Genomic DNA, 11,877 nt, shown 5'->3' on the forward strand with positions numbered 1-11,877 from the left:
CTCACAGAACAGAATGCGGCGAAACGGAGACAAAGCCCTTGTTTACTTCCCGGCCATTGCCTAGGGTGCTTCACGGTGCTGCACCTTGCAGCATTGCGGGGGACAATATGGCGTCGAAGAACCGGGTGACGGTGAACTTGTCCGACGACGAAGCCGCCCAGCTTGCGGAACTGGCTGATCGGGAGAGGGTTTCGAAGGCATGGCTGGGACGCCGTGCGATCTGCGATCTGTTGGATCGCACCCGAACCCAGGATCAGGACAAGCCGCTCTCCATTATTTCGGGAGGAAGGGGAAAGCGATGAACAGGCGCGCACTCACGGCAATCGACCTTTTTTGCGGCGCTGGCGGGCTGTCGGAAGGCTTCCGGCAAGCCGGGTTCCATGTCCTTGCCGGACAGGACTTCGACGACGTTGCCGGGCGGACCTTTGCCGCCACGCACAAGGAAGCCACGTTCATCGGCGGGCCGATCCAGCACGTCACCCCGGAACAGCTTCTGGAAGCGGCTGGGATCGCCAAGGGCGAACTGGACGTGATCGTCGGCGGTCCGCCCTGCCAAGGGTATTCCGTCTATAATCACCATCGCGGCGCGCAAGACCCGCGCGCGGGCCTGTTCCGCGAGTATCTGCGGATCGTCGAAGGGATCATGCCCCGCTGGCTTGTCATGGAAAACGTGACCGGGATCACGTCCATTGCCGGGGGCGCTATCGTCCGCCAGATTTTCGAAGAAATCGAAGCGCTGGGCTATCGGGTGGAAATGCGCGTCCTGAAGGCTGAAGAATACGGCGTGCCGCAAGAGCGCCGCCGGGTGTTCTTCATTGCCACGCGGACGGGCGCCCCGATCCTGTTCCCTGAACCGACGCACGGGCCGGGCCTTGAACCCTTCGTCACCGTCTGGGACGCCATTTCGGACCTTCCAGTCCTTCGCAACGGGGACGCGGTGATCCCGCGCGAATATGCTTCCAGCGCGAAGAACGGCTATCAGGCGATCCTTCGCGGCGATTGCCGGACCCTGTTCAATCACGAACCGGGGCGGCTGGCGCGGATCAATGAAGAACGCATGAAGCACATTCCGCCGGGCGGATCGTGGCGGGACATTCCCCGCGACTTGCTTCCGTCCGGAATGCTGAAGGCGAAGCGTAGCGATCACACGAAGCGCTATGGTCGCCCGCGCAAGACGGACCTGTCATGCACCGTCCTGACGAAGTGTGACATTCACTGGGGCGCATACATTCACCCCGTCCAGGACCGATCCTTCACCGTGCGCGAAGCCGCGCGCCTTCAATCCTTCCCGGACTTCTTCGAATTTCAGGGCAGTCGAACCGAACAATATGTCCAGGTCGGCAACGCGGTTCCGCCGTTGCTCGGTCGAAGGGTTGCAGAAACGCTAATCCTCTCCGATACCATGACAATCGCGCCGGGGCGCGCTGTTCATGGACGTGAGGGGGTTGCGGTTGCCGTTTGATCCGGAAACGATAGTCGGCGAAATTCTGGGGCAAAGGGCGCGGAAGGGGGCTGATCCGTCCGCGACCGACTTCCTTTGCCCCTACATCAAGACCCGGTGCCCCAAACGAAGCACCCAGCTTCGCGACGAACCCTATCCCGTCTGCACTCTCTGGCGCCGATCAGACGGCGAAGCGGACCCGGCGGAAGACCTGATCCCAGTCTGTCCCAAGCGCTTCTATGCGGTCGATTTTCTGACGGAAGTCGTCGCCCATTGCTGGCCTGGCGACGCGCCGAAGAACCCAATGGTCGCGCCGGAAGTCAAAATGGCCGGGTTCGGGAACGTCGATTTTGTGATTGCCGACGTCCAGCCCGACGGCGAAGTGGACCGCTTCCTGTCCGTCGAGCTCCAGGCAATCGACATAACCGGGTCGATCTTCCCGGCCTATCAGGCGATCCGCGCGGGCGCGGACCTTCCCAAGCGCCCGACGTATGGGCTGAACTGGGACAACGTGTATAAGCGCTACATCACGCAACTGATCCGGAAGGGTTACTTCCACCATCATTGGAAGTCCAAGATCGTCGCGGTGATCCCGGAACAGGTCTATCGGTATATCGTCGCGCGCGCGGACTTCATTCGGTCGCCCGACGTGAAGAACGCCCAGGTCAATATCGTCTTTATGACCTATCGGCTGGAAGACGATCCCGCGCGCCCTGGCGAATTCCGCCCGGCGCTGGTGACGGTCGAGGGCACAAGCCATTCCAGCCTTCAAAATGCGATCCTGTATCAAGACGCCCCGGCGAAGGACGCCTTCACCGCCCAGATCAAGCGTTCGCTGGTCCGCGCGGTGAACCTTGCCGATCTGATCGCCCAAGGCGAGACAGGGGAAAACCCCAGCTAGACCGCCGCCTTCAGGAAGTATGGTAGCGAACAATTCCCTTCGCCCGCTCCAGTTTTCCGGACATTGCAGGACCTTCGGGTTGCAGCCTTCTGGCGGAACCGCACGGCGGCCTCTAGGGTCGGGGCCGGCAACCCACGCGAGGCCCCCCCGTGACCTACACTGCGCACAACTTCGTGACCCATCTCGAATGCGGGCTGACCGGCGAGCACTATCCCGCCGGGCAGGTCCACCAGCTTTCGGCGGCAGGACGTCCGCTGCTGGTGCGCTATGATCTGGCGGCGGTGCGCGAGGTCCTGACCCGCGATATTCTCGCCAGCCGGCCCGCCACCTTGTGGAAATGGCGCGAGCTGCTGCCGCTCGCCGACTACGACAACCGGATCGAGCTCGGCGAAGTCGCTACGCCGATCCTGCCGCTGGCGCGCACCGCGACGCGGCTCGGGGTGGAGCGGCTGTGGGTCAAGGACGAAGGGCGGCTCCCCACCGGATCGTTCAAGGCGCGCGGGCTTGCCATGGCGCTGTCGATGGCGAAGGAATTCGGCATCACCCGCATCGCCATGCCGACCAACGGCAACGCCGGTGCGGCGGCGGCGGCCTATGCGGCGGCGGCAGGGATCGAGACCGTGATCTTCGCGCCCGAGGAAACGCCCGAGATCAACATCCGCGAAATCGCGGCCCTCGGCGCGCGGGTCTACCGCGTGAATGGCCAGATCGACGACTGTGGCAAACTGGTCGCGGCCGGGCGCGAGACGCAGGGGTGGTTCGACCTCTCCACCCTCAAGGAGCCCTACCGGATCGAGGGCAAGAAGACGATGGGCCTCGAACTGGTCGAACAGATGGGCTGGCGGGTGCCTGACGTGATTTTCTATCCCACCGGCGGCGGCACCGGGCTGATCGGCATGTGGAAGGCCTTCGCCGAGCTCGAGGCGATCGGGCTCATCGGCCCGGAGCGCCCGCGGATGATCGCGGTGCAGGCCGAAGGCTGCGCACCGATCGTGCGCGCCTTCGATTCGGGCGAGCGGCACGCGGTGCGCTGGGACGACCCCGCGACGGTGGCCTGCGGTATCCGCGTGCCCCAGGCCGTCGGCGACTTCCTGATTCTCGACGCCGTGCGCGAGAGCGGGGGCTTTGCCATCGCGGTGAGCGATGCGGCCATCGAAGCGGCGGTGGATTCGGTCGCGCGCGATGACGGCACCCTGCTGTGTCCCGAGGGCGGGGCGACGCTCGCCGCCTATGAAAAGGCGCTGGCGCTCGGCCTCGTGCAGCCTGACGAGGAAGCCTTGCTGTTCAATTGCGCAACGGGCCTCAAATACCCGCTGGCAGACCATTCCCGTACGCTCGACCGGCATCAGCCTATCGACTGGTCGGCGATCTAGCTGCGCCCCCGGCCAACCTGTCGGCGCGGCTGCGATCTGCCGCGTGCGTGCAAGTGCAGCATAAAGGCAACACCGGGGCCGAAATATTTACCTGCGTTAAGCAGCAGGTTAGTCGCATTTCGGTTGCATTTTTCAATAAATCACTATTTTTCAAATTCTTGGCCGCACCGTCAGGGCGCCCTCATAATTGTTGCATTTCAGTGACATAAGCGCCGCTTCACGGCTGTCAGCAAACTGTCACCGACCCCCCATAGCGCGCGGGCCAACCGTCCAAGCCATAAGGGGGCTAATATGCTGAAATCCGATACGCTGGGCCTGCGCCTCTCTCGCAAGGCTCTCATGCTCGCCGCCGTCGCTGCGATCCCGCAGGCGGCCTTTGCGCAGGCACAGGCGCAGACCGCCGAAGAGCCGGCCACCGTGGAAGGCGAGGAGATCGTCGTCGACGGCACGCGCCCGATCGCCGAATCGGAAGCCGCCGCGCTGCGCACCCAGCGCCTTTCGGACAACCTCGTCTCGGTCCTCTCGGCGGACGGCGTCGGCCGCCTGCCCGACCAGAACATCGCCCAGGCCACCGGCCGACTGCCCGGCCTCGCGGTCGAGCGCGACCAGGGCCAGGCCCGCTACATCTCGGTGCGCGGCGCGCCCAACTACTGGACCACGCTGAGCTTCGACGGGATCAACGTCGTCAGCCCCGAAGGTCGCGACGCGCGCTTCGATTCGATCCCCTCGGCGATCGCCTCGCAGATCATCGTCTCCAAGGCGATCACCCCCGACATGCCGGGCGAGACCGTTGCCGGTAACGTCAACATCATCACCCGTTCGGCCTTCGACTATGACGGCCTGCGCGTGTTCGGCAAGGGCGGCGGCGGCCATCTCGAACTCGGCGACCGCCGCGAATACGAAGCGAACCTCGTCGTATCGGATCGCTGGGACGTCGGCGGCCTCGGCGAAATCGGCGTGGTGCTTTCGGGCAGCTACTACGAACGCAACATGATCACCGACAACTTCGAGATCGACTGGGAGCGCGTCTCGCAGGACACCAGCCAGGGCAACGGCCTGCGCTTCTGGGCGCGCGAGACCGAGAACAAGCTCTACCGCCTGACCCGCAAGAACTGGTCGGTCTCGGGCCGCGTCGACTGGCGTCCGAATGACGACAACCAGATCTCGCTGCGTTCGGTCTATACCATCTTCACCGACGACGAAGCCCGCGACAACTACATCTTCGACTTCGACGACCGCCAGAGCGACGCGCGCGCGGTGAGCGGCAACTGCACCATCACCCCGACCACCGCGCCCACCAACAGCGCCTATGCCGATATCTGCCTCGGCAACACCCCGCTCGTCGGCACGGTCTACGGGATCGACATCAACCAGCGCTCGACCCTGCGCGCCTTCGAACAGTCGATCTTCACCAACACCATCGAAGGCAAGCACACCTTCGGCGACAGCGGCCTGCGCTTCGAGTGGCTCGGCAACTACACCCGCTCGCGCGATGACCGCTCGGTCACCGGCGAAGCGCGCTGGAACAGCCCCGGGACCCGCACCGACCGCCCGACCGTGGCCTATGACTTCTCCAACCCGCAGCTCGCCCGCGTGCAGCTGTTCCGCACGCTCCAGCTCTCCGGCCCGACCCGCTTCGCGGCGGGCGCTCCGGTGACCGCGATCGACAGCTTTGCCAAGCCGCTCGCCGAGTTTCGCACGAGCGATCTGGTCGACGACACCGACGCCTATACCGGCCGCGCGATCCTCGCCTATGAAACCGGGTTCCTCGGCGCGGATGCGACCTTCAAGGTCGGCTTCCAGTACGACCAGCGTACCAAGGAATCGGTCAACAACCAGATCCTGCTGAACACGGCTGCGCAGTTTACCACCGTCGGGATCACGACCGATTACAACGCCTTCTCGCTCAACGGGCCGTTCGCCGGCGAAATCCCGCTCGGCTATACGTTCCGTTACTACGACGCTGCGGCGATGACCGCTGCGTCCGACGCGGCCCGGGCGAACTTCGCCTTCACCCGCCTGACCGACGAGGACTACAACGTCCGCGAGACGATCCTCGCCGGCTTCGTGATGGGCACGCTCAAGTACGACTGGGGCAGCATTCTGGGCGGCGTGCGCGTCGAGCGGGTCGAGAACCGCGGGATCGCCAACATCCCCGGCACCGCCACCTCGCTGACCGCCGAAGCGTCCAGCACGCTCTTCTTCCCCAGCCTGCACCTGAACTACAACGTGTCGGAGAACGGCAAGGCGCGCATCGGCTTCACCACCGGTGCGGCGCGCGCCGACTACGACCTGCTGCGTCCCAACGTGCAGATCAACGATGCCAACCTCACCATTTCGGGCGGCAACCCTGCGGTGAAGCCGGAACGTTCGTGGGGCCTCGACGGCTATCTCGAATGGTACATCGCGCCGCAGGGCTTCATGTCGATCGGCGTCTTCTACCGCAACGTGCGCGACGTGCTCTACACCGACCGCCGCACCTTCGGTTCGGATGCGCTGAACTTCGGCGGCGTCGACCGCTCGGACTATGTCTTCAGCGGCATCGCCAACGCGGGTAAAGGCCGCATCGTCGGGATCGAAATGGCAGCCCAGCTGCAGCTCGATCCGTGGGTCGACGATCTCGGCCTGCCCGAGTTCATGGGCGGCTTCGGCATCACCGCCAACCTGACGCTCAACGACAGCGAGGCCACCAAGCCGGCCTTCCTCAGCAGCACCGGCACGGTGATCGTGCCCCAGCGCACCGTACGCCTGCCCGGCACCTCGGACGTGGTCTACAACATCGGCGCCTATTACGAGAAGTACGGCTTCTCGGCCCGCCTCCAGTACCAGAAGCGCAGCGACTGGCTCGACGGCATCGCCAACGACCTGACCGACGCGGGCGACACCTACTGGGCGGCGGACGAGGAACTCGACCTGTCGGTGCGCTACGCCATCACCAACAACTTCGAAGTCTATTTCGACGCCTCGAACCTCACCAACCAGCCGGGCCGCCGCTTCTCGGAGCCGGGCAACCTGCTCACCGCGACCGGCACGCCGACCGAGTTCACCGACAATCTGACGATCGAGTGGGAACGCTTCGGCCGTCGCTACACCGGCGGTGTGCGCATCACGTTCTGATCGTCCGATCACGCCACAACGGGGAATGGCCCGGTCGCACCTGCGACCGGGCCATTTTCTTTTGGTGTGCGCGCCTTTCGTCGATCCCCGCGCACCGCTCCCCGACTTTGCACTTGCAATCGAAGGACGCGTGGCGCTAGGTGATTGATACGTTATCACATAAATATACTGGATCTCGCAATGACCGCCAGCAAGCTCTCCCTTGCCCCCTCCCGCCTCGCGCTCGTCGCAGCGTTCGGCCTTGCCGCAGCCGCGAGCCCCGCGCTGGCCGACGACACCGCAGCCGCAGACGCTCCCCCGGCCGCCGACACGGGGCCCGAGGACGACGTCCACAACCGCCAGGTCGATACCACCGGCGAAATCATCGTCAGCGCCGCGGGTCTCGAGCAGCTCGACCTGCTTGCAGGCACCAGCGTGCTCGACATCGGCGACGTCCAGCGCGATGCCCAGACCGGCCAGATCGGCGACCTCCTCGCCAAGCTGCCCGGCGTTTCGGCGACCAGCTTCGCGCCCGGCTCCTCGCGCCCGGTGCTGCGCGGCCAGCAGGGCGAGCGCGTGCGCGTGCTGGTCGACGGCGTGGGCACCGCCGACGTTTCGAACACCTCGGTCGACCACGCCACCACGATCGAGCCGATCACCATCGAGCGGATCGAGGTGCTGCGCGGCCCCGCGGTGCTGCTCTACGGCAGCCAGGCGATTGGCGGGGCGGTCAACGTGATCGACAAGCGCATCCCTGTACGGATGCCCGACCATGATCTCCATGTCGACGCCTTCGCCGGAGTCGACAGCGCCAGCAACCTGCGCACCGGCGCGGCGAGCCTCGATGTCGGGATCGGCTCCAACCTCGTCGCCCACGTCGACGGGTCGTGGCGCAAGACCGGCGATATCGACATCGGCGGCTTCCAGGTCGCCCAGCCCTTGCGCGCCGATCTCCTCGCCGAGGCCGCCGAGGAAGAGGCCGAAGGCGAGCTCGAGGAAGCCGCCGAACTGCGCGAAGCCGCGGGCGTGCGCGGCACCGTGCCCAACACCGCGATGGAAAGCTGGACGGTCAATGCCGGGCTCGGTCTGGTCCTCGGCGAGAGCACCTTCGGCGCCTCGATCGGGTGGTACGACACCAGCTACGGCGTCCCCACCCGCCCCGGCGCGGGCCACCACCACGGCGAGGAAGGCGGCGCGGGGGAAGAAGAGGAAGGCGAGGAGCGAGTCACCATCGGCCTCCAGCAGTTCCGCGCCGACTTCAAGGGCGACGTCTACCTCGGCGAAGGCGCCTTCGAGCGGCTGAAGCTGCGGGTCGGCTATTCCGACTACACCCACACCGAGTTCGAGGGTGACGAGGTTGGCACGGTGTTCGATTCGACCAGCGTCGAAGCGCGCGCCGAGCTGGTGCAGAACACCGGCGGCGCGCTGCGCGGCTCGAGCGGCCTGCAATACACCCACCGCGATTTCTTCGCCGTCGGTGCCGAGGCCTATATCCCGCCCAACCTCACCGACCAGGTCGCGCTCTTCACCCTGCAGGAATGGGGCACCGGCCCGTTCCAGATCGAGGCCGCCGCGCGCGGCGAGTTCACCAAGGTCGAGGCCCAGACCCTCGGGATCGAGCGTGACTTCGATACCTTCTCGGGCGCGCTCGGGCTCGTCTACGAGGGGATCGAGGGCGTGCGCCTCGGCATCAACGGCTCGCGCGCCGAACGCGCGCCCAGCGCCGAGGAGCTGTTCTCCGACGGCCCGCACATCGCAACGCAAGCCTTCGAGATCGGCGATCCCGATCTTGCCACCGAACGCGCATGGGGCCTCGAAGCTTTTGCCCGCGGGCAGATCGGCAAGGGCACCTTCGGGCTGACCGCCTACCGCCAGTGGTTCGACAACTACATCTTCCTCGAGGAAACCGGCGCCGAGGAGGACGACCTCCCCGTGTTCCAGTACCTCCAGGGCGATGCCGACTTCTGGGGCTTCGAGGCCGAGCTCTCCTACCCCGTCATCGACACCGGCGGCTTCCGCCTGCTGACCGACCTTTCCGCTTCCTATGTCGAGGCCGAGCTTGACGATGGCACCGCGGTCCCGCGCATCCCGCCGCTCTCGCTGCTCGGCGCGCTCGAAGCGCAGACCGGACCCGTCGACCTGCGCGGCGAGGTGCAGTGGTTCGATGGCCAGGACCGCGTGACGACCTTCGAAACGCCGACCGACAGCTTCACGCTGGTCAATGCCTCGGCCGCGTGGCGCCCGCTCAAGGACAACCGCAACGTCACTGTCCTGCTGGCCGCCGACAACATCTTCGACGTCAATGGCCGCCGCCATGCCAGCTTCACGAAAGACTTCGTGCCGCTGATCGGGCGAAATTTCCGCGCCAGCGTGCGCCTGAGCTTCTAAGGCGCAGCTCGGGCCCCCGCGAGGGTCGCAAGAGGGCAGTCGGCCGCGCGAGGCTGGCTGCCCTTTTTCCTGCGCCTCACGTCCCCGCCGTTCATAGGCCCGCCGTTCATAGGCCCGCCGTTCACAGGCCCGCCGCGCGCACCACCACCAGCACCTCGGCAGCAAGCGCGAAGCCGAACAGCGTGATCGCCGCGCTCACCGCCCGAAAGCTCGCCAGCCTGCGCCCCTCGCCCGGCACCAGCGGCAGGACCGGGCGCAGCAGCAGCGCCACATCGCGCGCGTGGAGCACCAGCCAGGCGGCGGACAGCAGCGAGACCGCGCTCGCGAGGGCGATCACGATCTGCATCTGGGCAAGCGACATGGGTGTTGTCACGGGCAGCGCCTCTCCTCGGCGACACCCCTCCGCTTGCCCCAACCCGCAAGGCCCGCCCCCCGTTCCCGGAGGATGCGGGCCTAGGCATTCCTACTCTTCCACCGCGAAGGTCAGTTCGGCGTGCTCTTCGAGCCGCTTGACCAGATCCTCGCCGAGGAACGCGCCCGGCGTGCCGATCCCGCCCGGCTTGTCGCACGAAAGCAGCGCGATCCCCGTCTCGCTCAGCATCCGGCTGGTCGAGCCATAACCCGGATCGTAGCGGCCCTTGACCCCGTATTGCAGCCGCTCGCCGCCCGGCATGTCGGCGACGAACACGACATCGTAGAAGCCGTTCTCGCGCTCTTCCTTGGTCGGCCCCTCGCCCGGCTTGGGGGGCTTGGCGCCGAAGGGGTTCTTCATGAATTCGAGCGCCGCATTGGCCGCCGCCTTGCCCGCTTCGCCGGGGCTGGTCAGCATCATCTCGTCATACTTGAAGTCGGTGCCGTAGGGGTGGCCGAGCAGGAAGTTGGTGCGGTGGACGTTCTTGGTGTTGATCGGCGCCATCACGAAGGGCGCGGACCACTTGCCGAGGTCGTCCTCATAAGAGGGAATCATGCCCGAGGGCTGATCGGGCCCCTCGAAGCCGGGGGTGAGCGCGAAGGGATTGCGCAGCACGCCGATCACCGAGACGTCCTTGGCCGCCGCCTTCATGGTCGCCCCGAGGCTCGCCGCCGTGCCGCCCGAGAAGGTGCCCTGCATCGCCCGCACCCGGCCGCGGATGCGCGGAGCGGGCTTGCCGAAGCGCTCGACGCAGGCCTTCTGGGTCATCATCACGCCGAGATCGAAGGGGATCGAATCGAACCCGCTCGAAAAGCAGATGCGCGCGCCGGAAGCTTCGGCGGCGGCCTGATGCTCGGCGATCTTGGCCGCCATCCATGCAGGCTCGCCGCAAAGGTCGGCATAGTCGGTACCGGTCTTCACGCAGGCGGCGACCAGCTTGTCACCATAGAGCTGGTAGGGGCCGACCGTGGTGAGGACGACCTTCGTCCGCGCACACATGGCTTCGAGGTCGGCATCGTCATCGGCATTGGCGACCACCAGCGGGGTGAAGGCAGGCGCGCCGATGAGGTCGCGCACCTCCTCCAGCTTTTCGAGGCTGCGCCCGGCCATCGCCCACTTCGGGCCATCGTCACGCGCGCCGTAGTGGCTGGCGAGATACTCCGCCACCAACCGCCCAGTGTAGCCGGTGGCGCCATAGACGATGATGTCGAATTCGCGGGTGCTCATGCATGCTCTCCTTTGCCTCGCGTGTTGCCATGCGGGGCCGCGCTCCGCCAGACCGAATCCGTGCTGCATCCTGCCGGCATGCGGACAAAGCGGACACCGTGTCCGCTTTGCGCAATGGATTATTGTGTCACAATATCAGAGACTTGCGCGTCTTTCGCCAAAGCGGACGGACAGGGAAGCGGGGCCATTGTCACGGTATCGGGGGACTTTCGAACGCGAAAACACCCGAGGCTAACCCGCCTGCCCGCCTGTAGGAAAGCGTGACCTAAAGCCGCGGCAGCGTCACCCCGCGCTGGCCCATGTATTTGCCCGCGCGGTCCTTGTAACTGGTCTCGCAGCGCTCGTTGCCTTGCAGGAACAGGAACTGGCACGCGCCCTCGTTGGCGTAGATCTTCGCGGGCAGCGGCGTGGTGTTGCTGAATTCGAGCGTCACGTGCCCCTCCCAGCCCGGCTCCAGCGGGGTGACGTTCACGATGATCCCGCAGCGCGCATAGGTGCTCTTGCCGAGGCAGATCACCAGCACGTCTTCCGGCACGCGGAAATACTCGACCGTGCGGGCGAGCGCGAAGGAATTGGGCGGGATGATGCAGACATCGGTCTCGCGGTCGACGAAGCTCTTGGGATCGAACTGCTTGGGATCGACCACCGAGGAATCGACATTGGTGAAGATCTTGAACTCGGGCGCGACCCGCGCATCGTAGCCGTAGGACGAGAGCCCATAGGAGATCACCCCGTCACGCCGCTGCGCCTCGACGAAAGGCTCGATCATGCCATGCTCGAGCGCCTGAGTGCGGATCCATTTGTCGGAGAGAATCGCCATGCGAGAGGGATTCCCGATGGCGGGCGCGGGGGCAAGGGTGATGCGAGACCTATCCCCTGTCGTCACCCCAGCGCAGGCCGGGGCCCAGCTTCCGCCGGGATGACAATTGATGGAAGAAACCCGTCCGCTTTGCAGCGATTTGGGCCGAAAGCGGAAATTCAGCTACCGTTTAGAGTTTCGGACGCCGATAGGCGTCGGAAAGTCGACGGTGCCCGAACC

9 protein-coding genes are annotated in these 11,877 nt (G+C 65.7%); 6 read left to right on the plus strand and 3 right to left on the minus strand.

Going from position 1 to position 11,877, the window contains the following annotated elements; genetic code table 11:
- The first annotated feature begins 107 nt into the window (after nt 1-107).
- The 6 genes from AX708_RS19790 to AX708_RS06425 all read left to right on the plus strand — a co-directional run bounded on the left by AX708_RS19790 (nt 108) and on the right by AX708_RS06425 (nt 9,199).
- The gene (locus tag AX708_RS19790) at nt 108-302 is read left to right on the plus strand and encodes a CopG family transcriptional regulator (RefSeq protein WP_066526740.1); all 195 of its coding nucleotides are present in this window, start codon (nt 108-110) and stop codon (nt 300-302) included.
- On the plus strand, nt 299-1,462 hold the full coding sequence (locus AX708_RS06405) for a DNA cytosine methyltransferase (RefSeq protein WP_066526743.1): 1,164 nt from the start codon (nt 299-301) through the stop codon (nt 1,460-1,462). The genes AX708_RS19790 and AX708_RS06405 overlap by 4 nt, the downstream gene beginning before the upstream one ends.
- Nucleotides 1,452-2,342, plus strand: coding sequence for a NotI family restriction endonuclease (locus tag AX708_RS06410; RefSeq protein WP_197425927.1), 891 nt, complete (start codon nt 1,452-1,454; stop codon nt 2,340-2,342). Before AX708_RS06405 ends, AX708_RS06410 begins: the two co-directional genes overlap by 11 nt.
- Before the next feature lie 149 nt (nt 2,343-2,491).
- Nucleotides 2,492-3,715: a threonine synthase gene (locus AX708_RS06415; protein ID WP_066526749.1), complete on the plus strand. Its 1,224-nt coding sequence runs from the start codon at nt 2,492-2,494 to the stop codon at nt 3,713-3,715.
- A 291-nt stretch (nt 3,716-4,006) separates the two neighbouring features.
- Nucleotides 4,007-6,832 carry a TonB-dependent receptor gene (locus AX708_RS06420; RefSeq protein WP_066526751.1) on the plus strand — a complete coding sequence of 942 codons (2,826 nt, stop codon included), beginning with the start codon at nt 4,007-4,009 and terminating at the stop codon, nt 6,830-6,832.
- A gap of 180 nt (nt 6,833-7,012) precedes the next feature.
- Nucleotides 7,013-9,199 (plus strand): TonB-dependent receptor, encoded by a 2,187-nt coding sequence (locus tag AX708_RS06425; RefSeq protein WP_066526754.1) that lies wholly within the window; start codon nt 7,013-7,015, stop codon nt 9,197-9,199.
- A gap of 121 nt (nt 9,200-9,320) precedes the next feature.
- Here AX708_RS06425 and AX708_RS06430 read toward each other — a convergent pair whose 3' ends face one another.
- The 3 genes from AX708_RS06430 to dcd all read right to left on the minus strand — a co-directional run bounded on the left by AX708_RS06430 (nt 9,321) and on the right by dcd (nt 11,658).
- Complete coding sequence (locus AX708_RS06430; protein WP_156443295.1) at nt 9,321-9,572, minus strand: hypothetical protein; 252 nt, start codon at nt 9,570-9,572, stop codon at nt 9,321-9,323.
- A gap of 90 nt (nt 9,573-9,662) precedes the next feature.
- Nucleotides 9,663-10,838, minus strand: coding sequence for a trans-acting enoyl reductase family protein (locus AX708_RS06435; RefSeq protein WP_066526761.1), 1,176 nt, complete (start codon nt 10,836-10,838; stop codon nt 9,663-9,665).
- A 265-nt stretch (nt 10,839-11,103) separates the two neighbouring features.
- Nucleotides 11,104-11,658, minus strand: coding sequence for a dCTP deaminase (gene dcd, locus AX708_RS06440; RefSeq protein WP_066526763.1), 555 nt, complete (start codon nt 11,656-11,658; stop codon nt 11,104-11,106).
- Nucleotides 11,659-11,877: the final 219 nt, after the last annotated feature.

The sequence above is a fragment of the Erythrobacter sp. CCH5-A1 genome (assembly GCF_001557115.1).
Lineage (GTDB): Bacteria > Pseudomonadota > Alphaproteobacteria > Sphingomonadales > Sphingomonadaceae > Erythrobacter.